The organism is Streptomyces sp. NPDC096311 (assembly GCF_044763085.1).
Taxonomy (GTDB): domain Bacteria; phylum Actinomycetota; class Actinomycetes; order Streptomycetales; family Streptomycetaceae; genus Streptomyces.
In genome coordinates this window covers 582,475-607,193 of sequence record NZ_JBIWFN010000003.1, presented here as the reverse complement: position 1 = coordinate 607,193, position 24,719 = coordinate 582,475, and the positions used below count along the sequence as shown (strand labels likewise).

Sequence of the window (24,719 nt, the reverse complement as noted above, 5' to 3'; positions counted from 1 at the left end):
CGGCCCGATCCGCCCCGGCTCCCTACGTCCCGCCCCGCCCCGTCCCGTCACGCGTCCGGCCGTACGATCCCCAGTATCGGCATGGACCCGGCCCCCGTGATCGTCACCGTCCGGCCCGGCCGCGGTGCGTGCACGATCGCGCCGTCGCCGATGTACATCGCGACATGGCTGGCGTCGTCGAAGTAGATGATCAAGTCACCGGGGCGCATGTCCTTGACGTCGACATGGGGAAGCTGCTTCCACTGCTCCTGCGAGGTGCGCGGAATGCCGTGACCGGCGGCGGCCCAGGCCTGTGAGGTCAGCCCCGAGCAGTCGTACGAGCCCGGGCCCTCGGCGCCCCACTCGTACGGCTTGCCGATCTGGCCGGTGGCGAACTTCACCGCCTTCTTGCCCTGCTCGGACGCCTTGCCGCTGATCTCGGCGAGGACGCCGGAACTCAGCCAGGCCGTCTGCGCCTTGTACGCGGCCTCCTCCTCGAGCTTCGCCAGCCGTTCCTTCTCCTTCTTCTCGAGCTGGGACTCCAGCTTCTCGGCGGCGGCGATCTGCTTCTTGATCTCCTTCTGCGCCGTGGCCTTGGCCTGGCGGTTGGTCTCCAGCTTCTGCCACTGCGCGGAGGCGTCCTTCGCGTACTGCTCCAAGTCCTGCTGTGTGCGGGTCATCTCGGCGAGCAGCCCCTTGGTCGCGTGCTCGCCCTGGAGCACCCGCCCCGCGCCGTCCAGGTACTGCTGGGGGTTGTCGCTCAGCCACAGCCGCATCTCCGGCGGCAGTCCGCCGCCCCGGTACTGCGCCCGGGCCGCGGCGCCGGCGCGGTCCTTCAACTCGTCCAGCTTGTCCTGGCCCTTGACGATCTCGCGGGCCAGGTCGATGATCTCGGCCGACTGCTGCTTGGCCCTCTCCTCGGCGGCGTTGTACGCGTCCGTGGCGACCGCCGCGTCGTGGTAGAGAGCGTCCAGCTTCTCGCGGATCGCCTCGAGGTCCTTGCCGGCCGGCGGGGTTGTCGGAGTCGGTGTCGGTGTCGGTGTGCGCGTGGGCGCTGGTGTCGGGCTCGCGTGCGCCACACCCGGTGCTGACAGCACCGCGCAGGCGCAGGCCAGAACCATGGCCGCCGTGGTCAGGCTCCGCTTGCCGGATCCCATTGCTCCGCCCCCAAACTGATTTACCGTCAGTAACTTACGGACGCCTGGGGATCGTGCCATGTCGGCGCGCAATGCGACAGAGGTGGGCAAGAACTCCCTTCCCCCCGGCCCGCCTCCGTGAAACGATCTCCCCGCCTGTGTGACGAGTCAGTCACGCAGTTCGTTCCGTGCAGCTCACGGGCGTGCGGTGGCCACCCCTCCACCGACGAAGCACGCCCGCGCGACCCCCGGCGTCAGCCGCCCGCGCGGCACTCCGGTCTCGCACACCCGTGCGTCCCGGTTCGTCGCACCCCAGCCTTCAACGCCCGTGCCTCGCCCGGGTGTCCGATGTCTGTGCGGCGCTTGACGCCCGTGCGTCATCCAGACGTCGCACGCCTGTCCGGCACCCCCGCGCCCCGCGCTTACGCGAAGGTCCCGCGGGGGGCCAACGCCTCCCAGCGCACCGTGACTTCGCCCTGGCGCCGACGGGATATCCCGTCCGTGACCGGCCAGTCCGCCGTCAGGTCGCCGACCGTGCGTATCCAGCGCTGCCGCGCGCCGTACGAGGCGTACGGCGCGGCTGCGGCCCAGGCGCGGTCGAAGTCGCGGAGGAACGCGTGCACGGGCTCGCCCGGGATGTTGCGGTGGATCAGCGCCTTGGGCAGGCGCTCGGCGAGGTCGGACGGGCGGTCCAGGGAGCCCAGGCGGGTGGCGAAGGTGACCGTGCGCGGGCCCTCGGGGCCCAGGGCGACCCAGACGTGCCGGCGGCCGATCTCGTCGCAGGTGCCCTCGACGAGCAGCCCGCCCCGGGAGCCGGGGCCCGCCGGTGCTAGGCGTGCGCACAGACGCTGCCAGACCTCGGCGACCTGCTCCTCGTCGTACTGGCGCAGTACGTTCGCCGCGCGGATGAGCGAGGGGCTGCCCTGCACCGGGACCTCGAAGCCGCCGTGCCGGAAGACGAGTCCCTCGCGCTCGTACGGCCGGGCCGCCGCGACCCTCGCCGGCTCGATCTCCACGCCCACCACGCGGGTGCGGGGGGCGGCCGTGCGCAGGCGGGTCAGCAGCTCGACCGCGGTCCAGGGAGCCGCCCCGTATCCGAGGTCGACCGCCACCGGGTCGGCGCTTCTGCGCAGCTCGGCGCCGTGCGTGGCCGCGATCCAGCGGTCCATGCGGCGCAGTCGGTTGGGGTTGGTGGTCCCGCGCGTCACCGTACCCACGGGGCGGGACGCGGCGCGGGTTGTCATGCGTACGAGAGTAGGCGGCCGGGAGGAAGCCCGTGTGGGCCTGTGGATAACCTCCGGCGACCCTCCGCCAACCTGTGGAAAAGAAGGGAAGAGAGCCGCGCACGCAACTCGCCCTCGAACGGTTGAGCGACTCTCGGTAATGATTCGGCAAAGGGGAGCGAGGGGGAACGCGGAAGGGAAATGGAGCGGACCGCTCCGGCGTTGCCGCTCTTCGGAGGGTGCAGTGCGCCCTCCGACCGGCATGCCCGCAGCGAGGAGGAACGCCACGTGAGCCAGTACGTCAGCAGGCTCGGGCGACGCTCCCCGGCGACGCCCTCACGGCTCAGGCTGCACCGCAGGCCCCGTCGCGTCGCGATGCTCTCCGTCCACACCTCGCCGCTGCACCAGCCCGGCACCGGCGACGCCGGCGGCATGAACGTGTACATCGTGGAGCTCGCCCAGCGCCTCGCCGCGATCAACATCGAGGTCGAGATCTTCACCCGGGCCACCACGGCCGCCCTCCCGCCGACCGTCGAACTGGCCCCCGGCGTCCTCGTCCGGCACGTCGACGCGGGCCCGTACGAGGGCCTCGCCAAGGAGGACCTGCCCGCCCAGCTGTGCGCCTTCACGCACGGCGTCATGCAGGCCTGGGCCGGGCACCGACCCGGCTACTACGACCTCGTGCACTCGCACTACTGGCTCTCCGGCCACGTCGGCTGGCTCGCCGCCGAACGCTGGGGCGCGCCCCTGGTGCACGCGATGCACACCATGGCCAAGGTCAAGAACGCCTCGCTCGCCGAGGGCGACACCCCCGAGCCCGCCGCCCGTGTCATCGGCGAGACCCAGATCGTGCGCGCCGCCGACCGTCTCATCGCCAACACCTCCGAAGAGGCCGACGAGCTCGCCCGCCACTACGAGGCCGAGCCCGGCAAGGTGGCCGTCGTCCACCCGGGCGTCAACCTCGACCGCTTCCGCCCGGCCGACGGCCGCGCCGCCGCCCGCGCCCGCCTCGGACTCCCGCAGGACGCGCTGATCCCGCTCTTCGCGGGCCGCATACAGCCCCTGAAGGCCCCCGACGTGCTGCTGCGCGCGGTCGCCGTCCTCCTGGACGAGCGCCCCGAGCTGCGCGGCACCATCGTCGTCCCCGTGGTGGGCGGCCCCAGCGGTACCGGTCTCGCCAAGCCCGAGGGGCTGCAGAAGCTCGCCGCCCGGCTCGGGATCGCCGATGTCGTGCGCTTCAGGCCGCCCGTCGACCAGGAGCAGCTCGCGGACTGGTTCCGGGCCGCTTCGGTGCTGGTCATGCCCTCCTACAGCGAGTCCTTCGGGCTGGTCGCCATCGAGGCACAGGCGGCCGGCACGCCGGTCCTGGCGGCCGAGGTCGGCGGGCTGCCCGTCGCCGTGCGCCATCAGGAGACCGGATTCCTGATCCCGGGGCACGATCCCGTCGCCTACGCGCGCGTGCTGCGCGATTTCGCCGACGACCAGGCGCTGTCGGCCCGGATGGGCGAGGCCGCCGCCCGGCACGCGCAGCGCTTCGGCTGGGACACCGCGGCCGCCGCGACGGCGGACGTGTACACGGAGGCCGTACACGCCCACCGCCGCAAGGTGCGCGCCCACCAGGGCTGACGCGTCCACCGTGCCCGACGTGCTCACCAAGGCTGACGCGCGACCGCCCGAGGGTCGGTCCGCCGGACGTCTGACGTACGCTCCCTCCATGGCTGACGCAGCGTCGATCATCGAGCAGGTCCTCACCGAGGCCGAGCTGGAGTGGGAGAGCCCCAAGGCGGGCTCGTACGTCGTGAAACTGCCCGGCACCCGCAAGCTCTCGACGACCGTCTCGCTGATCGTCGGCAAGCACTCCCTGTCGCTGAACGCCTTCGTGATCCGCCACCCCGACGAGAACCACGAAGGCGTCCACCGCTGGCTCCTGGAGCGCAATCTCAAGCTCTATGGCGTGAGTTACGCGGTCGACTCCCTGGGGGACGTGTATCTGGTCGGCAAACTGCCGCTCGTCGCGGTCACGCCGGACGGGGTCGACCGGCTGCTCGGCTCGGTCCTGGAGGCCGCCGACGGTGCTTTCAACACTCTCCTTGAGCTCGGTTTCGCCTCCGCGATCCGCAAGGAGTACGCCTGGCGGGTGTCCCGCGGCGAATCGACCCGCAATCTGGATGCGTTCACCCACCTGACTCAGCGTCCTGCTGGCTGAATTCCAGGTCCAGTCCAACTAAGGAGTGCATAACCCCTTCCGAGCCGGGGGTCTCAGTGGCATGCTCACCGCCGACGCAGATCTGAACGTCATTCACATCCATGAAAGTCAATGGAATGCGACGGAAGGCGGGCGGGTATGAGCAAGGAGTACGTGAGCATCACCAGACGGGGCCTGCTCGGCAGCGCCGTGGCGGTGGCGGCCGCCACGGTGACCGGCGGACCGGCGACGGCCGCGACCGCTGTCGCACGCCCCCATGACCCAGGTCGAGTCCCCACCATCTGGCGGGAGTTCACCCGCACCCCCTTCACCCACCCGCAGATCCCGTACGTCGGCAGGGCCGGCCACCGGGGCGGGGCGGCGCGCTTCCCCCGCCGCCCCGTAGTGGCCGATGTCCGTGCCTACGGCGCCGTCGCGGACGGCACCACGGACTGCGCACCCGCGATCAACCGTGCCATCGCCGCTGCCGGGAGGGCCGGCGGTGGCACGGTGCTCATCCCGCCCGGCACCTTCCGCATCGACGGCCTGATCCGCATCGGCCACTCGAACGTCGTGCTGCGCGGCGCCGGCAGCGACCGTACGAAGCTGTACGCGACCAGGAACCTCACCGAGCTGATCGGCGTCTACGGCTCCCGCTACGGCGGCGACAAGTCGTCCTGGTCCTGGGCGGGCGGCCTCATCTGGCTCGCGCCCACGGCCCGTTGGGACTCCCTCGTCGCCGCCATCAAGGACAAGGCCTGGCCCTTCGAGGGCTGGACCGGCAACAAGCGCGACGAGTGGGAGACCCTGACGGCCGTGGCCCCCGCCACCCGCGGCTCCTGGTCGGTGACGGTCGCCGACCCCCGCCCGCTGAAGCCGGGCCGGCTCGTCCTCCTGCGGCTCGCCGACGACGCCGACCACACCCTTCTGGAGCACATGGCGGGCGGCGGTCCGGGGCCTGAGGCGTACTACTGGGACGACAAGACCAAGCTCACGAGTTACGTCCCCTACGAGTGGCCCGTACGCGTCGCGCGGGTGCGGGGCACAAAGGTCACCCTGGAGCGCCCGCTGCCCCTCGACATACGCTCCGAATGGGACCCGCGTCTGACCACCCACGTCGAGCCGCTGACCGGCTCCGGTGTCGAAGGCCTCACCCTGGAGGCCGTCGAGACGCCCCAGTCCCCGCATCTCCTCGACAAGGGCTACAACGGGGTCGTCCTCCAGTGCGCGTACGACTGCTGGGTCGACGACGTGACGGTCCGCCACGTCGACAACGGCTTCGGATTCGTCGCCGCCTCCGCCTGCACCCTGCGTCGCACCCGTGTGGCGGGTCGCGGCTCGCACCACCCGTACTTCTGCCGCGAGGGCTCGCACGACAACCTCGTCGAGGACTTCACCATCGAACAGCGCACGGTCCCGGCCCCGCCGAACACCCAGCTCCACGGCATCAACGTGGAAGGCCTCTCCTCCTACAACGTCTGGTCGCGCGGCGACCTCCAGATGGGCACCTTCGATTCCCACCGGGGTCTGCCCTTCGCCAACGTCCGCACCGACATCACCGTCGACAACAACGGGCGGCACGGCGGCGACGCGAGCGCCGGTCCGCTCTTCGGCGCACGTTTCACCCACTGGAACATACGTGTCACGAACGGCCGCGCGGGGTTGATGAAGATCGACGGTCTGGCGCCCTACTCCGCCACCGTCGGCCTCAACGAGGTGACCGAGTTCGACCAGATCGACGTCCCCGACTTCACCGGCGACCTGCACTCCCGCCTGGAGCTGTACGGGACCACGGACGTCGTACGCCCGCGCAATCTGTACGAGGCCCAGCGGGACCTCTGACTCGGCCGAGTGTGCCGTACCCGGTGAAGGTGACCGTGAGGGGTGCGGAGCGTACCCACGGGGGTCACGCCGGCCTCGAGCGTGCGTAGCGCCCCGGGGTCACCCCGACCAACTTCTTGAAGTGCCGGGTGAGATGGGACTGGTCGTAGAAGCCGGTCGCCGACGCCACCTCGCCCGGCGGCCGGCCCTCGAGGAGGAGACGGCGGGCCCGTTCGACGCGACGGGACATCAGGTACTGGTGGGGTGCGATGCCGTAGGCGCCGCTGAACGCCCGTACCAGATGGGCGGGATGAGCGTGCATGAGCCGCCCGGCCTCATCGAGGCCGATGCCCTGGGTGAGGTGTCCGTCGAGGAGTTCGCGCAGGGTGCGGGCGAGGGTGGGGGAGTCGCGCGGGGTGGCGGCGGGAGTGCTGGGCCGCAGATGCGTGCGCAGCCGCTCGGCGATGAGCGTCAGTCTGCTCTCGGCCTCCAGTTCGTCACCGGGGTGACCGAGCGCGGTGTGCAACTGGCCGACGCGCAGTCGCAGCACGGGGTCTCGCAGGTCGGGCCCGTCCACCGCGGACCCGATGAGGTCCTCGCCCAGATGTGTGTCGTCGAGATAGACGACGCGCTTGCGGAAGCCGTGCGCGGTGACCGGGGAGCCGTTGTGCGGGACGTGCGGCGGCAGCAGGGACACCGTGTCGTGCGGGGTGCCGTGCTCGTGCCGGTCGAGGTCGTACCGTACGGCCCCGTCGTCGACGATGAGCAGCGTCCAGGCCTCGTGCACGTGCATCGGATAGGCGTACTCGGTGAAGTGGGCGTGGAAGACCTCCACGACACCCGGAACGCGCGAGCGCCAGGCGGAGACCTCCGGCTGAGCGACCATGCAAAGAACGTACAAGACGGCGTCGTACGGCGGTCGGCAGTCTCGATCCATGAACAGCGAACCGATCCGCTTCGATACGAAGATCGTCGTCCTGCTGCGGGACGACCTTGAGCCCTGGCAACGTCTGAACGTCACGTCCTTCCTGGTCAGCGGCCTGGGAACGCAGGTCCCCGAGGTGATCGGGGAGCCGTACGAGGACGCGGACGGGGTGCCGTATCTGCCGATGTTCCGGCAGCCCGTGCTGGTCTTCGAGGGGACGAAGGAGGTCCTTGTGGCGGCACACGGCAGGGCGCTCAGCCGTGCGCTGCCCCGAGCCGTCTTCACGTCGGATCTCTTCAGCACCGGCAACGACCGGGACAACCGGGCGGCGGTGCGGGCTGTCGCCACGGTCGGACTGGATGTGGTGGGGCTGGCTGTGTACGGGCCTCGGAACGCGGTGGACAAGGTGGTGAAGGGGGCGCGGATGCATCCGTGAGGTCAGCGGGGGCGTTTTTTCGGGGAGCTCCTGCGCTTGAGGGAGGCTCGCAGCTGCTGGGCGTCGTGGGTCTTTCCCCGGGCCGCCAGGGCGTCGGCGGGCAAACGGGTGATGTTGATGGACAGACGGCCGTCGACTGCGTAGACCTCCCGCGCCCGGCCTCCCGCGCCCGGCCTCCCGTGCCCGGCCCCTCGTGCCCGGCCTCCCGTGCCCGGCCTCTCGTGGTCCGCAGGAGCTTCTGCGCCTCGGAGTTCCCGCCGAGAGCGACAAGCGGGTGCCGGTGGAGCAGCGAGTCGGCGTCAGGCCGCGCTGACCTCGGGCTTCGCCACCGCCGGATCGGTCTCCACCGCCGGTTCCTCCGTGGGCAGCTGCCGCATCAGCAAGCCGTACCCGAGCCCGGCCACCGTGCCCACCAGCGCGCACAGCCCCCACAGCCACTCGGCCCCGAACCGGTCGATGACCACGCCGGACATCAGGGGAGCGATCAGCGCGGCGAGTGACCAGGAGAGGGTGTACATGCCCTGGTAGCGGCCGCGGCCGTGGGTCGGGGAGAGCTGCACGACCAGGCCCGTCTGGGTGGGCGCGTTGACGATCTCGGCCAGGGTCCACACGCACACGGTGAGCGCGAAGACGCCGACCGACCCGGCGAAGGCGGTGAGCCCGAAGCCGTACCCGGCGAGGACCGAGGAGATCACGAGCAGCCGGCGCGGATCCCGGTGCTGGATGAAACGGGTGACCGGGATCTGCAGCGCGACGATGAAGACGCCGTTGACGGCGATCGCCATGCCGTAGTCGGCCGGGGTGAAGCCCGCCTCGCCCATCGCGACGGGCAGTCCCACGGAGCCCTGCTGGAAGACCAGGGCGACGAGGAAGGACAGCCCGACGACGCTCATGAAGCGCCGATCGCGCAGCACGGTCCCGAGGCCGACGTCGTCCTTCGCCTCCTTGGCGTTCTGCGCCGGCCGGGACTCCGGCAGCTTCGCGAAGACGAGGAGCGCGCAGGCCAGGGTCATGCCGGCCTCGATGAGAAAGCCCGCGAGGTAGCTGAACTCGGCGATGAAACCGGCGGCCATGGAGGAGACGGCGAAGCCGAGGTTGATCGCCCAGTAGTTGAGGGAGAACGCCCGGACGCGGTCCTCGGGCCGCACGATGTCGGCCATCATCGCCTGGACGGCGGGCCGGGAGGCGTTGCTGGCCATTCCGACCAGGAAGGCGACCGCGGCGATGCTCACCGGGTCGTGCATGAAGCCGAGCAGCGCGACCGAGGCGGCCGTGGAGGTCTGGGCGACGAGGAGCGTGGGCCGGCGCCCGAGCCGGTCGGTCATCACGCCCGCGCCGAGCGAGGAGACGACACCGCCGAGGCCGTGCAGGGACGCCACGAGACCCGCGTACGAGGCGGAGTAGCCGCGGTCGAGTGTCAGGTACAGAGCCATGAAAGTGGCGACAAAAGCACCGAGTCGGTTGACCAGGGTGCTGGTCCACAGCCACCAGAACTCGCGGGGGAGCCCCGAGACGGTCTCTCGGGCGGCGCGTCGCATGACGGCGAGTGGCATCGGTCGTCCCCCAAGGATGTAAGCGGCTCATGTACTGATGGCAACTTACGAGCGGGAGGTCTCCGGGGGCCACTCAATTAACAGATGCCGTCAACTGTCCGCCTTCCGGGCAGGGGCGCGAGGGGACGAAGGCTTCCATTACGCTCGGACGTATGGCCGACGCACCGTACAAGCTGATCCTCCTCCGCCACGGCGAGAGCGAATGGAACGCGAAGAACCTGTTCACCGGATGGGTGGACGTCAATCTCAACGAGAAGGGCGAGAAGGAGGCAGTCCGCGGCGGTGAGCTGCTGAAGGACGCCGGCCTGCTGCCCGACGTCGTGCACACCTCGCTCCAGAAGCGCGCGATCCGCACCGCCCAGCTCGCGCTGGAGGCCGCCGACCGCCACTGGATCCCCGTCCACCGCTCCTGGCGTCTGAACGAGCGGCACTACGGCGCCCTCCAGGGCAAGGACAAGGCCCAGACCCTCGCCGAGTTCGGCGAGGAGCAGTTCATGCTGTGGCGCCGCTCGTACGACACCCCGCCGCCGCCCCTCTCCGACGACAGCGAGTTCTCGCAGGCGAACGACGCGCGCTACGCGTCGATCCCGCCGGAGCTGCGCCCCCGCACGGAGTGCCTGAAGGACGTCGTCTTCCGCATGCTGCCGTACTGGTACGACGGCATCGTCCCCGACCTCCTCACCGGCCGCACGGTCCTGGTCGCCGCCCACGGCAACTCGCTGCGCGCCCTCGTCAAGCACCTCGACGGCATCTCCGACGCCGACATCGCGGGCCTGAACATCCCGACCGGCATCCCGCTCGCCTACGAGCTCGACGCCGACTTCAAGCCGCTCAACCCCGGCGGCACGTACCTCGACCCGGAGGCGGCGGCGGCCGCGATCGAGGCGGTCAAGAACCAGGGCAAGAAGAAGTAAGTCCGACTGCTCAAGCCCCCCTACCCGCGGGTTCCCCGCGGGTAGGGGGGCTTGTTGTTGTGCTGGGGCCGTCCCTGGGCCGTCAGCCAGTTGATCGGGCCGTCCTCAGAACTTCAGGAAGTCCGGCTCCGGTTGTCCCCTCGCCTCCGCCTGTGCTCCCACAGCGCGTAAGGGAAGGCGGCGGCCACGGCCTTGCGGGTGCGCTCCTGGCTGGACGGCATGAGGTGCGTGTACACGCGGAGCGTCAGGCCGGGGTCAGAGTGGCCGAGGTACTCGGCGAGGGCCTTGGTGTTCTCTCCGGTGTCCAGGAGCACCGAGGCGTAGAAGTGGCGGAGCGCACCTGGACGCGGTCGCCCGCGAGGCGTGTGAGGAACGCGGCCGTCCTCTGGAAGCGCCCGGCGTTGTGGACGCAGACGAAGAGCACGGGCGGCTGTTCGGCAGGGGTGTTCATGGCGGGTGCGCCTGGATGCCGGAGCCGACGACCACCGCGACCAGGGCCGCCGTACCGACGGACTCGGCTGCGACCCGGCGGCCCAGCGGGACACTCACACGGTCGTCTCGGCGGCCTGCGACGTCGTAAGGAAGGCGGCGAGCCGGTCGAGGGTGGCGGGCAGCGCCCAGTAGTAGACCCAAGTCCCCCGCCGCTCGCAGTCGATCAGACCGGCCTGTCGCAACAGCTTGAGGTGGTGCGAGATCGTCGGCTGGGACAGGTCGAAGGCCGGGGTCAGGTCACAGACGCAGGCCTCGCCGCCCGCCTGCGAAGCGATCATCGACAGCAGCCGCAGGCGCACGGGATCACCCAACGCCTTGAACAGCCTGGCCAGCTCTGCCGCCTGGCCTTCGTCCAGCGGCGCGGTCGCCAGGCCGGGGCAGCAGGCGCCGTCCTCGTCGCTCTGACCGAGCACCACAAGTTCTTGCTTCGACATGTGTCTATATTGACACCCTTCGATCCAAGGCCCAAAGCTTGTATCGACAAACATCAATGCAAGCCGATGGGAGCCTGCCATGTCCCGTGCCCAGCTCGCCCTGCGTGTCAGCGACCTCGAAGCGTCGATCACCTTCTACTCGAAGCTGTTCGGCACCGAACCGGCCAAGCGGCGCGAGGGCTACGCCAACTTCGCCCTCACCGAACCCCCGCTCAAGCTCGTACTCATCGAAGGCGCCCCCGGCGAGGAGACCCGCATCGATCACCTCGGCGTCGAAGTCGAGTCCACCGACCAGGTCAGCGCCGCCACCACCCGGCTCAAGGGCGCCGGCCTGGCCACCTTCGAGGAGAACGACACCTCCTGCTGCTACGCCCTCCAGGACAAGGTGTGGGTCCATGGCCCCGGCAAGGAGCAATGGGAGGTGTACGTCGTCAAGGCCGACGCCAACACCCTCGGCAAGGGCGCCGACCCGACCGCCACCGGCGACGGCGGCTGCACCAGCCGGGCCATCGAACCGGCCTCCGCGCCCGCAGGTTGCAGCCGCGGATGAAGCGGCAGTTCACGGGCGCACCGGCACCCTGGGCTGCCCTGCCCGTCCGCCCAAAGGCGCAGGACGGGTAGGCACGACTGAGCCCCCTCACCGTCGGGAGGGGGCTCAGGCTCTGATCGGTCAGCGGGTCGCGGGCGGGATGCTCTGGTCGTACTGGAAGACGTTGCGCGGGTCGTACTTCGCCTTGATCTTGCGCAGCCGGTCGAAGTTGGGTCCCCAGTAGGCGGTCTCCCAGTCCTGGAGGCTGACGTTCGGCACGTTGACGTACGCGCCGTTGACGTAGGGGCGCAGCGCCTGGCTGAACTCGGCGATCCATGCCTGGGCCCGCGGGGTGAGGGGGTCGCAGATGCCCGGCTGGTCGCTGCGCTGGCCCCAGCCGACGCCAGGCTCGGCGTAGAAGAGCGCGTCGCGGTGGGGGAACGCCGTGCCGCCGCGGGGGCTCTTCCTGACGTTCCCGCCGAAAGCCTGGACGAAATAGTTGGTGTCGTCCGTGGGAGCCTTCTCGATGAACGTGGAGACGATGTCGATCGCCGCGGTCGGGAACGGCTTCCGGGCGAACTGCGAGTAGAACTTCCAGTTCGCGGGTTCCTTCTCGATCGGGACCTGGAATCCCGTGTACACGTCGCCCCAATTACCCACCTGCGTCATGACCTGGGGGCTGCCGATCGACAGGATGCGGCCCAGCAGCCTCTTTGCCTCCGCGGGAGTCCCCTCCGGGAGAACCGCGAACAACAGGGTCTGGTTCCGGTGGACTTCGAGCTGGGTGCCGAGGCGGTCGTCGGTGTACGGCGCGGTGCGCTGGTAAGCCTCGAAGATCTCGCGCAGGTCGCGGATCCCGTCCCACATGGCTTGCAGGTACGTGACGCTCTTCAGTGGGGCCACTTTGTAGGTGAGCGAGGTGACGATGCCGAAGTTGCCGTTGCCCGCTCCGCGCAGCGCCCAGAGCAGGTCCGCGTTGTGATTCAGGTCGACCTTGATGGCCTTGGCGCACTCGCCGCCCTCCGCGACGACGATCTCGGCGCCGATGAGGCTGTCACAGGCCATGCCGAGCCAGCGGGTGAGGAAGCCGAGACCGCCGCCGAGCGTCGCCCCGGACAGACCGACGCTGCCCTCGGTCCCGGTCGTCACCGCGAAGTTCTTCTTCGCGAGCGTTGTCACCGCTTCCAGCTGGTTGAGACCGGCGCCGACCGTCGCGATGCGGTTGGCACTGTCGAGGTGGACCGACTTCAGCTCGCTGATGTCGATCACGAGGCCGCTGTCGACGTTCGACCAGCCCTCAAGGGCGTGGCGGCCGCTACGAATCCGGACCGCGACGTCGTTCTGCCGCGCCCACGTCAGGGCGTTGACCACATCCTGGGTGTTCTGGGCGAAGACAATGACCAGCGGGTAGTGCGAGAAGAGCTGGTCCCAACCGAGGCGCGCGTCCGTATACCCGGAGTCCTCCGGACGGACAATGCGGCCGGTCAGCCTGGCCGGCGGGCATTTCGCCCCGTGAGCCTCGGAACCCTCGGTCACGGCACTCGCGGCGGAGGCCCCGGTCATGGCACTCGCGTCGGCGGCCGCGACGCCGGGCACGACGACCGCGCCGGCGCCGGCGACCGCCGTCGTCTTGAGCATTTTCCGACGTGAAAAGTCGTTCATGGTCCGAGTCCTCTCGACCGCCGGGGGTATGAATGTGCCCTTTTAGGGGATTTGTGCGAAGTGGACAGTAGCAAGGGCAGCCACGGTGGAGCGTCTCGACACGCGCGCCACCACGGCCAGGGCGCGCCCCCTGCCAAAGCTCTCCGCCCCGCATGTCGGCGAGGCCACTGACGAACGGTCACCGAAGGGACCGTTCGTCAGTGCGTGTCCAATTGCGTGTCAACGCCGACGCACTTCGGCGGACCAGCACGGACCTGTAGGGACCATCAACGCGGGTGAACACCACACCACCCCGAGGTCGCGCTCCCGCCCAAGTTGCTTCAGGACGAAGAGTTCCGCGCCCCGCCCCCCGCACCCCTTCCTCCGCGACGGTTGCCAGGCTTGTGTCCAGCCTGACCGTTCAGGGGCACGTGCAGGACGCGACGTAGGCGATGAGGAGAGCGGCCACGGCGAACGTGGCGGCCGCCACGCCGGCCAGTCGTCCGCGCCGCCCTGGCCTGGCGGGACGAAGCAGTTCCCAGCCGCCATAGCCGAGGAAGACCAGCACGGCACCACCTGCACCCCCGGTGACAGGCGGGCTGTGCTCCCATCCCCGGACGAACGCCAGAGCCAGACCCGCCACGGCAAAGCAGGCGACCAACGTCAGCACTACCTCTCCGACGAGTTCCACCAGGAATTCCTTCAAGAACGAGCCAATGCCGCGGATCACGCGTAGGACACGACTCCGAGCCACAGGAACAGCCACACGCCCCCCAGAGCCAGTCTCGAATGGATCGGACCCTACGAAATCGTGAGGTGCCAGGGAAGAGTGCTCAAGGCTACTCAAGGCCATCCGCAACGAGGCCGGACGGGGAGCGAACTCCCAAGGCGGTGCTCACCCGATGCTGATGGTCATCAGGGCTGCGTCACTCGCAGGGGCGGCTGTCCCTCCAGCTCGAAGAGGATCTCGCCCTGGGTCACGTAGCCGAAGAGCGGCCCGGGGTGCCGGTGCGGCGGCGCGTCCGGGTCACCGGGCAGCAGGGTGACCCGGACGGTTCTGGCCTCGGCGCCGGCCGGGATCAGGGCCGCCGCCTCCGGCAAGGTCGTGATCACCTCAACGCCTGGGTGCGGGTGCGTGTGCTCAGCGCTCATGTGGTCGTACCCGCGATCGCCGAGCGCAGCGCCCCGCACCGGTGGGACCGCCCGGACGAGCGGAATGAGCCGGTCAGGAGTGTCCCGCCGTCGGGCCGTAGTGCGCGCGGCGGCGGGTTGTTCTAGCGTCGAAGACAGGAGGGGCAGTCCTGCCGAGCGGACGGGTGCGGGGGCATGGGGGCACGGTCGTATACCGGGCGCGTCCGCTGCTCGGCTCCTTGAAGCCGTGAATCCCCGACCAGCCCCGGAGAGCAGGTGCCTCCCATGCACACGGCGGCCCGTATCACCGGTGTCCTCACCGGTTTGACCCTCACGCTCGGCGGCGTGGCCTTCGCCGCCCCCGCTGCCCACGCGGACATCCCGGCCTGCACGAACATGGTCCAACAAACGGGAGTCCAAGTCTCAGACGCCGTCAGAACGGCGTGCACCCAAGGGGTGCACCGTGACCTGCAGGGCTGTGTGAGCGCCCTGACCCAGGTCGGTACGCCGGGCGGCGCCGCGAACGGGGCCTGCCGAATGGCGGCCAACCCTCCGTGACGGCCCTCCGTGACGGCCCTCCGTGACGGCCCTCCGTGACGGCCGCCTCCGGCATACGCCACCGCGGGCGTCGCGGGCGAGGTGGATCGGGGCATCAGCATGTTCGCCTGCGACCAGTGCCATGGGTCCTGGCGGGGCCCCCGGTCTGGTCCCGGTCTGGTGACACGCATGCCGAGTGACACGCATGCAGAAGGGGCCCCGTCGTGGTGACGGGGCCCCTCTGGGTGGAGCTATGTGATCAGCCGCACTGGCACGGGTTGCCCGACTGGCAGCCGCACCCGCAGCCGGAGCCGCAGCCGCAGGCGCCGAACAGCGGGAGGCTTTTGATGTCGGCGGGCTGGTCGGTGTCGCGGTCCAGGGTCGGGTCGGGCGTGGCGGGAGAATCGGCCATGGTGTCCTCCTCAATGAGGCCTCAATGAGGCATCGAGGCCGGTGCCTACGCCGTACGCCTGGGCGCCCGGGCGTAGGCGCGGGTGCCTACCCCCATTGCATGCCCGCTCCCCTGGGCGCATCAACGGCGCACTGAGGCTCGCCCGCGCCCCCGGAGTGAGACTGCAGCCCCGGGTGCTCCCGGACCTCAGACGCCCTCGGCCCCCGTGACCGGCTGAATGTCGGGCTGGAGCTCGTCCGCGTGCTCACCCGTCACCAGGTACACCACGCGCTTGGCCACCGACACCGCGTGGTCGGCGAAGCGCTCGTAGTAACGGCCAAGGAGGGTGACGTCGACGGCGGTCTCGATGCCGTGCTTCCAGCGGTCGTCCAGCAGGTGCTGGAAGAGCGTGCGGTGCAGCAGGTCCATCTCGTCGTCGTCCTGCTCCAGCTGGAGCGCCAGGTCGACGTCCTTCGTGATGATCACCTCGGCCGCCTTCGCCATCAGGCGCTGCGCGAGCTGGCCCATCTCCAGGATCGTGGCGTGCAGGTCGTGCGGGATCGCACGCTCGGGGAAGCGCAGCCGGGCCAGCTTCGCCACGTGCTGGGCCAGGTCGCCGGAGCGCTCCAGGTCGGCGGACATGCGGAGCGAGGTGACGACGATGCGCAGGTCCGTCGCCACCGGCTGCTGGCGGGCCAGCAGGGCTATCGCGCGGGCTTCGAGCTCGTGCTGGAGATCGTCGACCTTCTGGTCGGCCGCGATCACGCTCTCGGCGAGCTTCAGATCGGCGTCGAGGATGGCCGTCGTGGCGCGCCCGATCGCCGATCCGACGAGCCGGGCCATGTCGACCAGGCCGTCGCCGATCGAGTCAAGTTCCTCGTGGTACGCGTCACGCATCTGGTTTGTCCCTCTCTTACGTCAGCTTGGGGCCCGGGGGCCGGGCTGCCCTGACCGCCGGACGGACCGTCGGACGGGCCCCGTGAACCCCACGCTCCCACGTTCCGGCCCGTACGCGTCCGTTTCCGTCACCCCAAATGAACCATCCCTGGCTCCTGGGTGAACTCTGGGCGACGAGTGTTCGAGGTCGCACTCCGATGGCTGTGGGTCGGCGTGACGACATGCCTAACCTGGGAGCATGGACGTGAACGCGGCGGTCGCCGCAGCGGCAGCGATCGCCGGAGTGCTCACCGGTGTCATCGCCATGCTGGCGTTCCGCTGGAGCGAGCGCGACCAGAAACGCCCCACCCGCACATCCCTGCACACGGACCCGGTGCTTCCGCCGGGCGTCGACACGGTGCTCTCCGTGCTCCGGTCCTCGGCCGTCGTCCTCGACGAGGCCGATGCCGTGGTCAAGGCCAGCTCAGCCGCGTACGCCCTCGGGCTGGTACGCGGCGGCAAGCTCGCCGTCGAGCCGATGATGCAGATGGCCCGCGACACCCGTCGCGACGGGGAAATACGCCAGGTCGAGCTGGATCTGCCGAGGCGGGGGACCGGACGGGGGGAGGCCCTGGCCGTCTCCGCGAGAGTCGCCCCGCTGGGCTCCCGGCTCGTGCTGCTCCTCGTCGAGGACCTCACCGAGGCCCGGCGGATCGAAGCGGTACGGCGCGACTTCGTCGCGAACGTCAGCCACGAGCTCAAGACGCCCGTCGGCGCGCTCTCCCTCCTCTCCGAGGCCGTCATGGACGCCTCGGACGATCCGGAGGCCGTCGAGCGCTTCGCCGGACGTATGCAGATAGAGGCCACCCGGCTCACCAATCTCGTCCAGGAGCTCATCGACCTGTCGAGGGTGCAGAACGACGATCCCCTCGAGGACGCCGAGCCGGTCCGCGTGGACGAGCTGGTCGCCGAGGCCATCGACCGGTGCCGCCACCAGGCAGGCACCAAGCAGATCACCATGGCCGCCGGCGGTACCGCCGACCTGAGCATCTGGGGGAACCGGGGCCAGCTGGCCGCCGCCCTCGGCAACCTCGTCGAGAACGCCGTCAACTACTCGCCCGCCCGCACCCGGGTGGGCATAGCCGCGCGCCGGGTGACCGCGCCCGGCGGAGACCTCATCGAGATCGCCGTGACCGACCAGGGCATTGGCATCTCGGAGAAGGACCGGGAGCGCGTCTTCGAGCGCTTCTACCGCGTCGACCCGGCCCGTTCCCGCCAGACCGGCGGTACGGGTCTCGGTCTCGCGATCGTCAAGCACGTGGCCGCCTCGCACGGCGGGGAGGTCACCGTGTGGAGCTCCGAGGGTCAGGGCTCCACGTTCACCCTGCGGCTGCCCGAGGCAGCCGCGGCCCGCGACCGCGGGATCGACCACGACATGCCCGGACTCGACGATGAGGACGAGAACGGGCAGCCCGACGGGACGACCACCGTCACATCCCCGTATGAACCGCTTCCCGCTCCGGAGGTCCTTCCGTGACCCGTGTGCTCGTCGTCGAGGACGAGGAGTCCTTCTCCGACGCCCTGTCGTACATGCTCCGCAAGGAGGGCTTCGAGGTCGCCATCGCGACCACCGGGCCCGACGGACTCGACGAGTTCGAGCGCAACGGCGCCGACCTCGTCCTCCTCGACCTGATGCTGCCGGGGCTGCCCGGCACGGAGGTCTGCCGCCAGCTGCGCGGCCGCTCCAACGTCCCGGTGATCATGGTCACCGCCAAGGACAGCGAGATCGACAAGGTCGTCGGGCTGGAAATAGGAGCCGACGACTACGTCACCAAGCCCTTCTCCTCCCGCGAACTGGTCGCCCGTATCCGGGCCGTCCTGCGTCGCCGCGGGGAGCCGGAGGAGGTCACCCCGGCCGCTCTCGAGGCGGGACCCGTCCGGATGGACGTCGACCGCCACGTGGTGACCGTCTCCGGCTCCAAGGTCGACCTGCCCCTGAAGGAGTTCGACCTCCTGGAGATGCTGCTCAGGAACGCGGGCCGCGTGCTGACCCGTATGCAGCTCATCGACCGGGTGTGGGGGGCCGACTACGTGGGCGACACCAAGACGCTGGACGTCCACGTGAAGCGTCTGCGCGCCAAGATCGAGCCGGACCCGGGCGCGCCGCGGTACCTGGTCACGGTGCGTGGCCTCGGCTACAAGTTCGAGCCGTAAACCGAACCCGTCTCACGGCGGTACGTACGACGCGACCCACCCGTAGGACGAAGGGCGGGACGTGCGACAAAGGGCGGCACCCTTCGGGGTACCGCCCTTCGTGCGTGCTGGATCAGTGGCCGGCCGACGAGGAGGCCGTCGCGGTGGCCGTGCCCGTGGCTGTCGCGCTCGCCGAGGCCGCGTCGCCGGGCGTGCCCGAGACGGACTCGGACGGCGAGGTCGAGGCCTTCGGCGACTTCGAGGAGGTCGCGGAGCCGGTGGCCGTGGCGCCGGGCGCCGCGGGGATGGTGGTGGGGCCCCACTTGGTGAAGTAGCTCTCGGCCGGGACGACGAACGCGCGCAGCTTCACGTCACCGGTCTTGCTGAAGGTGAAGGTGATCGGCTGGGCGTTGCCGTCCTTGACGGCCGCGCCGGGGTTGCTGAGGGCCGCGGAGGCGTTGCCCTCGCCGCCCAGGGTGACGTGGCCGCCGGCGGGGATGGTCAGCTTGCCGCCGCCCTTGGCGGGCGTGATCTGGGCGACGCCGTCGCCGCCGATCTTGACCGAGTCGAGGGTCTGCGGGGTGCGGCCGTTGTTGAAGACGGTCGCGGAGACCACCGCCGGGCCTTTGGAGGTCGTGTCGGGCTGGGTGATGACGAGGGCGTTCTGGATCTTGATGTCGCCGACGCTGGTCGCCGCGTTGTCCGGCTTGACCTCCAGCGTCTGTGCGTTGTTGCCGGCGCCGCATGCGGCGAGCGAGGCGATCGAGAACGCAATGGCGGCGGCGGCAAGAGCGCCGCGTCGAAGGCTGCTGCTCACGGCGGCGGCAACTCCTTGAACGTGGGCGAAGCAGAGCGGCTCCGGTGTAAAGCCGCCCTAAGGGTCTGTCAGCGGCCTTAGGTTACCGAGCCGTTCCCACGCCGCCGCACCCGACCCGCCCCTTGGCGCCCGCGAGCCCCGTTGCGCCGCTCGTGCGCCCCGGTCCTCGAGTGGTTCCGGTCCGCCTCATCAGCTACTTTGAGCTTCTGTTCGTCCGCCATTCACATAAGTGCCCGTACGAGTTGCCGCGAGAGTAGCGCCGAGATCCGCTTGGGGTTTTCCGGTAAGGAATCCACTGCGGTCCGGAAAATTGATCATCGGTAGATCGGCGCGGTCCGTGATCAATTCCGGATTCGTCTCGTACCCGACTCCGCTCACCGAACGGAGTAGCGGAAGTCATGCTCCTGGAGCGGGACAAACCGGGATGTTCAGACCCTGGTCAGGAACGTCCGGTGTGTGTAACGTACGCGTTTCTCTTGCCCTGAACAGCCGCTCCCACCTGCGAATACCCTCTTCCGCTCCCCCTTCGCAGCACGTTCCTGTCGCGGTTGTCAAGCCCCGAGATATGCCCTGACCTGCGAAAACGCCATTCAGAAGACGCCGTTTCCGTGTTACCCTGGATAGCCACGGAAGGGGTACCTGTCACATGACGTTCAAGGTTGGCGACACCGTGGTCTATCCCCATCACGGGGCCGCGCTGATCGAGGCCATCGAAACTCGCCAGATCAAAGGCGTGGACAAGACCTACTTGGTGCTGAAGGTCGCCCAGGGCGACCTGACGGTGCGTGTGCCAGCGGACAATGCGGAGTTCGTCGGCGTGCGTGATGTGGTCGGTCAGGATGGGCTGGACCGGGTCTTCGAGGTGCTGCGCGCGCCGTACGCCGAGGAGCCCACGAACTGGTCTCGTCGTTACAAGGCAAATCTGGAGAAGCTCGCCTCCGGCGATGTCATCAAGGTCGCGGAAGTCGTGCGTGACCTGTGGCGTCGTGAGCGCGAACGCGGACTCTCCGCCGGAGAGAAGCGCATGCTCGCCAAGGCCCGCCAGATCCTGGTGAGCGAGCTCGCCCTCGCGGAGAACACCAACGAGGACAAGGCCGAGGCCCTGCTCGACGAGGTTCTCGCGTCCTGACGCAGACAGCCGAGACGGTGGCCGCTCACCCGGCGGTCGTCCCGGCGTCCACACAAGGCCGCACAGCTGCGCAATGAAATGCCGCGGTGCCCGATGACGTAATTGCTGTCGCTCCACACGATGGCTGTCGCCGGGCGCTGCGGCATGTTCGTACCCGCGCGATTTCGGAAACGTGTGGCTCCGAATTCACCTGTGTCCCATGGAGTACATCTGTGTTCCATGGGTCTGCGTCCCCGGTGCCGCGTCGATACCCGCGTCCCCGATACTTGGCGTGCCGGGCCCGGACAGCTTGCTCGACCGGATGTCACGGAAGGGTCCGGTCAGGGCTCGCGCCCGGCACTGCCCCGAACTCTCGGCTTCGCTCGAGCAAGGGGCACGCCCAGGCCATACCCAAGCACGCCGAGTACACAAACCTGACAGGAACCGATGTCTGACGATTCGCGCTCCTCGCTGTCCGGAGGCCGCACGGCGGCCGTGATTCCGGCCGCCGGACGGGGCGTGCGCCTCGGTCCAGGCGCCCCCAAGGCGCTTCGCGCGCTCAACGGGACCCCCATGCTCATCCACGCGGTGCGCGCCATGGCCGCCTCCCGCGCGGTGTCGCTGGTCGTCGTCGTGGCCCCGCCCGACGGTGCCGCCGAGGTGAAGGCGCTGCTCGACACGCACGCGCTGCCCGAGCGGACCGACTTCCTCGTCGTCCCCGGCGGAGACAGCCGTCAGGAGTCCGTGAAGTACGGGCTCGACGCGCTGCCCCCCGGCGTCGACATCGTCCTCGTGCACGACGCGGCCCGCCCGCTCGTACCGGTGGACACGGTCGACGCCGTCATCGAGGCCGTACGCGACGGCGCGCCCGCCGTCGTACCCGCGCTGCCGCTCGCGGACACCGTCAAGCAGGTCGAGCCGGCGAGCGAGCCGGGGATGCCGGAGCCCGTCGTCGCCACGCCCGAGCGGGCGCGGCTGCGGGCCGTGCAGACGCCGCAGGGGTTCGACCGCGCCACCCTCGTCCGCGCCCACGAGACCGTCACCGACAACGTGACGGACGACGCGAGCATGGTCGAGCAGCTCGGGGAGCGGGTGGTGGTCGTGCCGGGTCACGAGGAGGCGTTCAAGGTGACGCGTCCCCTGGACCTCGTCCTCGCGGAGGCGGTCCTCGCGCGCAGGAGGGCCAACGATGGCTTCTGAGGCTTCCGAGTCACCCGCGCCGGTGCCCATGGTGCTGCCGCAGGTCGGCATCGGTACCGACATCCACGCCTTCGAAGAGGGGCGGGAGCTGTGGTGCGCCGGGCTGCTCTGGGAGGGCGAGGGGCCGGGGCTCGCGGGGCACTCCGACGCGGACGTCGTCGCGCACGCCGCCTGCAACGCGCTGTTCTCGGCGGCGGGGATCGGTGACCTCGGCGCCCACTTCGGGACCGGGCGCCCCGAGTGGTCCGGCGCGTCCGGGGTCACACTGCTGACGGAGGCCGCGCGGATCGTCCGAGCGGCGGGCTTCACCATCGGCAACGTCGCCGTCCAGGTCGTCGGGCCCCGCCCGAAGATCGGAAAACGACGGGACGAGGCGCAGAAGATCCTCTCCGAGGCGGTCGGGGCACCGGTGTCGGTCTCCGGCGCCACGACGGACGGCCTCGGCTTCCCGGGCCGCGACGAGGGCCTGATGGCGATCGCCACGGCCCTGGTGGCCCGCACGCCCTGACGCGCGTCGGCCCCGGCCCCGCCCTCGATGCTGGAGGTGTCGAGAGACCGGTGGCCGCCCGCAGATGTCACGAATAAGTCCTCCTTGCGAGGGAAGGTCGCGGGGCACTCCCCGTGGCCCACTACCCTGGAGTGGTGACCATTCGCCTGTACGACACCAGCGCCCGGCAGATCCGTGACTTCTCCCCGCTCAAGCCGGGTTGTGTCTCGATCTACCTGTGTGGCGCCACCGTGCAGGCCGCACCGCACATCGGGCACATCCGCTCGGGCCTCAACTTCGACATCATGCGCCGCTGGTTCGAGTACCGCGGGTACGACGTCACGTTCATCCGCAACGTGACCGACATCGACGACAAGATCATCGCCAAGTCGGCGGACCAGGGCCGCCCTTGGTGGTCGATCGGGTACGAGAACGAGCGCGCGTTCAACGACGGGTACGCCGTGCTCGGCTGCCTGCCGCCCACCTACGAGCCGCGGGCCACCGGGCACATCACCGAGATGGTGGAGATGATGCGCGGGCTCATCGAGCGCGGGCACGCGTACGAGTCGGACGGGAACGTCTACTTCGACGTGCGGTCCTTCCCCGGGTACCTCCAGCTGTCCAACCAGGAGCTGGACAACCTCCAGCAGCCGTCCGGTGTCGGCGAGACCGGCAAGCGGGACCCGCGCGACTTCGCCATGTGGAAGACCGCGAAGCCGGGCGAGCCGAGCTGGGAGACGCCGTGGGGACGGGGCCGGCCCGGCTGGCACCTGGAGTGCTCCGCCATGGCCCACAAGTACCTGGGCGTCGCGTTCGACATCCACGGCGGCGGGATCGACCTGATCTTCCCGCACCACGAGAACGAGATCGCGCAGGCCAAGGCCTTCGGCGACGAGTTCGCGAAGTACTGGGTCCACAACGCCTGGGTCACCATCGCCGGCGAGAAGATGGCGAAGTCCCTGGGCAACTCCGTACTTGTCTCCGAGATGGTCAAGACGTGGCGTCCGATCGTGCTGCGCTACTACCTCGGCACCCCGCACTACCGCTCGATGATCGAGTACAGCGAAGAGGCCCTGCGCGAGGCCGAATCGGCGTTCGCGCGCATCGAGGGCTTCGTGCAGCGGGTCGTCGAGAAGGCGGGGGGCGTCGTCGAGCCCGCCGCCGAGGTGCCGCCCGCCTTCGCCGAGGCCATGGACGACGACCTGGGCGTCCCGCAGGCGCTCGCCATCGTGCACACGACCGTGCGCCAGGGGAATTCGGCCCTGGCCGCCGACGACAAGGAAGCCGCCGTCGCCCGCCTCGCCGAGGTGCGGGCCATGCTCGGCGTCCTCGGGCTCGACCCGCTCGACGAGAAGTGGGCCGGCGAGGGCGACCGCGGTGAGGACCTGCACGGCGTCGTCGACACCCTGGTCCGGATGGTCCTCGACCAGCGCGAGGCCGCCCGCACCCGCAAGGACTGGGCCACCGCGGACGCCATCCGCGACCAGCTCAACCAGTCCGGTCTGGTCATCGAGGACGGCCCGCAGGGACCGCGCTGGACGCTCGGCCCTCGCTGAGCGGGCCCCCTCGGGGCTTTCTCAGGGCCTCCTCGGGGCCCCTGGGCCTTGATCGATTGTGCCGCCCGGGCCTCCGGGCGGCACACTGCATATACGACACCTCAAGAACGTACGCACGCTCGCCTCACACAGACAGGTAGGTCATGGCCGCTAACAACCGCCGCATGTCCGGCAAGAAGGGCGCGCAGGTCGGCAGTGGCGGCCAGCGACGCCGGGGCCTGGAAGGCAAGGGCCCCACCCCGCCCGCCGAGATGCGCAAGGGGCACAAGAAGAACCGCATCGCGGGCGCCAAGGCGAAGCAGATCGCGCGTCGTCCCGCCACCCCGCGCGGGCGCGGCGGCAAGGGCACCTCCGAGATGGTCGTCGGGCGCAACTCGGTCGTGGAGGCGCTGCGCGAGGGCGTGCCTGCTTCGATGCTGTACGTGCAGCAGTTCATCGACAACGACGAGCGGGTGCGCGAGGCGCTCCAGCTCGCCGGTGAGCGCGGCGGCATCCACCTCATGGAGGCCCCGCGCCCCGAGCTCGACCGCATGACCAACGGGCTCAACCACCAGGGTCTCGTCCTCCAGGTCCCGCCGTACGAGTACGCGCACCCCGAGGACCTCGCCGCCGCCGCGTACGACGAGGGCCAGGACCCGCTGATCGTCGCCCTCGACGGTGTGACCGACCCCCGGAACCTGGGTGCCGTCGTCCGTTCCGTCTCGGCCTTCGGCGGCCACGGCGTCGTCGTGCCCGAGCGGCGCGCGGCCGGCATGACCGCCGGTGCCTGGAAGACGTCGGCCGGTGCCGCCGCCCGTACGCCTGTCGCCCGAGCCGCCAACCTGACGCGGGCCCTTGAGTCGTACAAGAAGGCCGGTCTCGTCGTCGTCGGACTCGCCGCGGACGGCGAGGTCGAGGTCGGTGATCTGGAGGCCCTCGGCGGTCCCGTCGTCATCGTCGTCGGCAGCGAGGGCAAGGGTCTGTCCCGACTGGTCGGCGAGACCTGCGACTTCCGGGTGCGGATTCCGATGCCGGGCGGCACCGAGTCGCTGAACGCCGGTGTCGCGGCGGGAGTCGTGCTGTACGAGGCCTCGCGCCGACGCGTCTGAACAGACGTCCGAACGGATATCTGAACAGGCGTTTGGGCAGACGTCTGAGTGAGTCACCCCCGTGGGG

The 24,719-nt window shown here is 70.0% G+C and carries 25 protein-coding genes and 2 pseudogenes; 14 read left to right on the top strand and 13 right to left on the bottom strand.

The features are described from left to right. Positions 1-47: 47 nt before the first annotated feature. Together ACIRA5_RS11050 and ACIRA5_RS11045 are read right to left on the bottom strand one after the other, a co-directional pair. Entirely contained in the window at positions 48-1,136 is a 1,089-nt protein-coding gene (locus tag ACIRA5_RS11050) for an NlpC/P60 family protein (RefSeq protein ID WP_403689545.1), read from the bottom strand. Positions 1,137-1,537: 401 nt separating this feature from the next. Beyond that, on the bottom strand, positions 1,538-2,359 hold the full coding sequence (locus ACIRA5_RS11045; RefSeq protein WP_352044032.1) for a class I SAM-dependent methyltransferase: 822 nt from the start codon (positions 2,357-2,359) through the stop codon (positions 1,538-1,540). Between the two features lie 267 nt (positions 2,360-2,626). On the opposite strand from ACIRA5_RS11045, the gene mshA reads away from it, so the two are divergent. From mshA to ACIRA5_RS11030, 3 genes are all read left to right on the top strand, one after another. Next, positions 2,627-3,964: a D-inositol-3-phosphate glycosyltransferase gene (mshA, locus tag ACIRA5_RS11040; RefSeq protein WP_403689542.1), complete on the top strand. Its 1,338-nt coding sequence runs from the start codon at positions 2,627-2,629 to the stop codon at positions 3,962-3,964. Between the two features lie 88 nt (positions 3,965-4,052). Then, positions 4,053-4,544, top strand: coding sequence for a YbjN domain-containing protein (locus tag ACIRA5_RS11035; protein ID WP_352044034.1), 492 nt, complete (start codon positions 4,053-4,055; stop codon positions 4,542-4,544). Between the two features lie 138 nt (positions 4,545-4,682). Continuing rightward, positions 4,683-6,365 (top strand): glycosyl hydrolase family 28-related protein, encoded by a 1,683-nt coding sequence (locus ACIRA5_RS11030; protein WP_403689540.1) that lies wholly within the window; start codon positions 4,683-4,685, stop codon positions 6,363-6,365. Between the two features lie 64 nt (positions 6,366-6,429). Here the strand turns inward: ACIRA5_RS11030 and ACIRA5_RS11025 are convergent, their stop codons facing one another. Continuing rightward, entirely contained in the window at positions 6,430-7,230 is an 801-nt protein-coding gene (locus ACIRA5_RS11025; RefSeq protein WP_403689539.1) for an AraC family transcriptional regulator, read from the bottom strand. Between ACIRA5_RS11025 and ACIRA5_RS11020 the strand changes: the two genes are divergently transcribed. Then, entirely contained in the window at positions 7,229-7,705 is a 477-nt protein-coding gene (locus ACIRA5_RS11020) for a DUF2000 family protein (protein ID WP_403689537.1), read from the top strand. The genes ACIRA5_RS11025 and ACIRA5_RS11020 overlap by 2 nt on opposite strands. Positions 7,706-8,004: 299 nt before the next feature. On the opposite strand, the gene ACIRA5_RS11015 is transcribed toward ACIRA5_RS11020, so the two are convergent. Beyond that, entirely contained in the window at positions 8,005-9,258 is a 1,254-nt protein-coding gene (locus ACIRA5_RS11015) for an MDR family MFS transporter (RefSeq protein ID WP_403689535.1), read from the bottom strand. A 152-nt stretch (positions 9,259-9,410) separates the two neighbouring features. Here ACIRA5_RS11015 and ACIRA5_RS11010 point away from each other — a divergent pair, with 152 nt between their 5' ends. Beyond that, positions 9,411-10,172 (top strand): phosphoglyceromutase, encoded by a 762-nt coding sequence (locus ACIRA5_RS11010; protein ID WP_352044039.1) that lies wholly within the window; start codon positions 9,411-9,413, stop codon positions 10,170-10,172. A 113-nt stretch (positions 10,173-10,285) separates the two neighbouring features. On the opposite strand, the pseudogene ACIRA5_RS11005 reads toward ACIRA5_RS11010, so the two are convergent. The 3 genes and pseudogenes from ACIRA5_RS11005 to ACIRA5_RS10995 all read right to left on the bottom strand — a co-directional run. Next, positions 10,286-10,513, bottom strand: a pseudogene (locus ACIRA5_RS11005) (hypothetical protein); the annotation flags it as partial. Then, positions 10,471-10,623 (bottom strand): annotated as a pseudogene (locus ACIRA5_RS11000) (phosphotyrosine protein phosphatase); the annotation flags it as partial. The pseudogenes ACIRA5_RS11000 and ACIRA5_RS11005, both read right to left, overlap by 43 nt. Before the next feature lie 94 nt (positions 10,624-10,717). After that, positions 10,718-11,098 carry an ArsR/SmtB family transcription factor gene (locus ACIRA5_RS10995; RefSeq protein WP_403689534.1) on the bottom strand — a complete coding sequence of 127 codons (381 nt, stop codon included), beginning with the start codon at positions 11,096-11,098 and terminating at the stop codon, positions 10,718-10,720. A gap of 79 nt (positions 11,099-11,177) precedes the next feature. Between ACIRA5_RS10995 and ACIRA5_RS10990 the strand changes: the two genes are divergently transcribed. Further along, entirely contained in the window at positions 11,178-11,648 is a 471-nt protein-coding gene (locus ACIRA5_RS10990) for an ArsI/CadI family heavy metal resistance metalloenzyme (protein WP_403689532.1), read from the top strand. Positions 11,649-11,768: 120 nt separating this feature from the next. Here ACIRA5_RS10990 and ACIRA5_RS10985 read toward each other — a convergent pair whose 3' ends face one another. The 3 genes from ACIRA5_RS10985 to ACIRA5_RS10975 all read right to left on the bottom strand — a co-directional run bounded on the left by ACIRA5_RS10985 (position 11,769) and on the right by ACIRA5_RS10975 (position 14,381). Beyond that, a complete protein-coding gene (locus ACIRA5_RS10985) occupies positions 11,769-13,289 on the bottom strand; it encodes an FAD-binding oxidoreductase (RefSeq protein ID WP_403689529.1) in 1,521 nt (506 codons plus the stop codon). A gap of 400 nt (positions 13,290-13,689) precedes the next feature. After that, a complete protein-coding gene (locus ACIRA5_RS10980; protein ID WP_403689527.1) occupies positions 13,690-13,959 on the bottom strand; it encodes a hypothetical protein in 270 nt (89 codons plus the stop codon). A gap of 224 nt (positions 13,960-14,183) precedes the next feature. Next, complete coding sequence (locus tag ACIRA5_RS10975; RefSeq protein WP_403689525.1) at positions 14,184-14,381, bottom strand: cupin domain-containing protein; 198 nt, start codon at positions 14,379-14,381, stop codon at positions 14,184-14,186. Positions 14,382-14,684: 303 nt separating this feature from the next. Here ACIRA5_RS10975 and ACIRA5_RS10970 point away from each other — a divergent pair, with 303 nt between their 5' ends. Beyond that, complete coding sequence (locus ACIRA5_RS10970) at positions 14,685-14,957, top strand: hypothetical protein (RefSeq protein WP_403689524.1); 273 nt, start codon at positions 14,685-14,687, stop codon at positions 14,955-14,957. Between the two features lie 238 nt (positions 14,958-15,195). On the opposite strand, the gene ACIRA5_RS10965 is transcribed toward ACIRA5_RS10970, so the two are convergent. Then, positions 15,196-15,348 carry a hypothetical protein gene (locus ACIRA5_RS10965; RefSeq protein ID WP_167552125.1) on the bottom strand — a complete coding sequence of 51 codons (153 nt, stop codon included), beginning with the start codon at positions 15,346-15,348 and terminating at the stop codon, positions 15,196-15,198. A 186-nt stretch (positions 15,349-15,534) separates the two neighbouring features. Next, positions 15,535-16,224 (bottom strand): phosphate signaling complex protein PhoU, encoded by a 690-nt coding sequence (gene phoU, locus ACIRA5_RS10960; RefSeq protein ID WP_054232434.1) that lies wholly within the window; start codon positions 16,222-16,224, stop codon positions 15,535-15,537. A 238-nt stretch (positions 16,225-16,462) separates the two neighbouring features. On the opposite strand from phoU, the gene ACIRA5_RS10955 reads away from it, so the two are divergent. Both ACIRA5_RS10955 and ACIRA5_RS10950 read left to right on the top strand, forming a co-directional pair. Continuing rightward, positions 16,463-17,740, top strand: coding sequence for a cell wall metabolism sensor histidine kinase WalK (locus ACIRA5_RS10955; protein ID WP_054232435.1), 1,278 nt, complete (start codon positions 16,463-16,465; stop codon positions 17,738-17,740). Then, on the top strand, positions 17,737-18,417 hold the full coding sequence (locus tag ACIRA5_RS10950; protein ID WP_009340348.1) for a response regulator transcription factor: 681 nt from the start codon (positions 17,737-17,739) through the stop codon (positions 18,415-18,417). The genes ACIRA5_RS10955 and ACIRA5_RS10950 overlap by 4 nt, the downstream gene beginning before the upstream one ends. A gap of 112 nt (positions 18,418-18,529) precedes the next feature. Here ACIRA5_RS10950 and ACIRA5_RS10945 read toward each other — a convergent pair whose 3' ends face one another. Further along, complete coding sequence (locus tag ACIRA5_RS10945) at positions 18,530-19,213, bottom strand: DUF461 domain-containing protein (protein WP_403689523.1); 684 nt, start codon at positions 19,211-19,213, stop codon at positions 18,530-18,532. A 646-nt stretch (positions 19,214-19,859) separates the two neighbouring features. On the opposite strand from ACIRA5_RS10945, the gene ACIRA5_RS10940 reads away from it, so the two are divergent. The 5 genes from ACIRA5_RS10940 (at position 19,860) to rlmB (ending at position 24,652) form a co-directional block, all read left to right on the top strand. Then, complete coding sequence (locus ACIRA5_RS10940; protein ID WP_003953493.1) at positions 19,860-20,342, top strand: CarD family transcriptional regulator; 483 nt, start codon at positions 19,860-19,862, stop codon at positions 20,340-20,342. A gap of 426 nt (positions 20,343-20,768) precedes the next feature. Then, positions 20,769-21,521: a 2-C-methyl-D-erythritol 4-phosphate cytidylyltransferase gene (gene ispD, locus ACIRA5_RS10935; protein ID WP_095853940.1), complete on the top strand. Its 753-nt coding sequence runs from the start codon at positions 20,769-20,771 to the stop codon at positions 21,519-21,521. Further along, a complete protein-coding gene (gene ispF / locus ACIRA5_RS10930) occupies positions 21,511-22,029 on the top strand; it encodes a 2-C-methyl-D-erythritol 2,4-cyclodiphosphate synthase (RefSeq protein ID WP_352044046.1) in 519 nt (172 codons plus the stop codon). The genes ispD and ispF overlap by 11 nt, the downstream gene beginning before the upstream one ends. Before the next feature lie 134 nt (positions 22,030-22,163). After that, positions 22,164-23,564 carry a cysteine--tRNA ligase gene (cysS, locus tag ACIRA5_RS10925; protein WP_403689521.1) on the top strand — a complete coding sequence of 467 codons (1,401 nt, stop codon included), beginning with the start codon at positions 22,164-22,166 and terminating at the stop codon, positions 23,562-23,564. Positions 23,565-23,707: 143 nt separating this feature from the next. Beyond that, positions 23,708-24,652 (top strand): 23S rRNA (guanosine(2251)-2'-O)-methyltransferase RlmB, encoded by a 945-nt coding sequence (gene rlmB / locus ACIRA5_RS10920; protein ID WP_181650868.1) that lies wholly within the window; start codon positions 23,708-23,710, stop codon positions 24,650-24,652. The last annotated feature ends 67 nt before the right edge of the window (positions 24,653-24,719 follow it).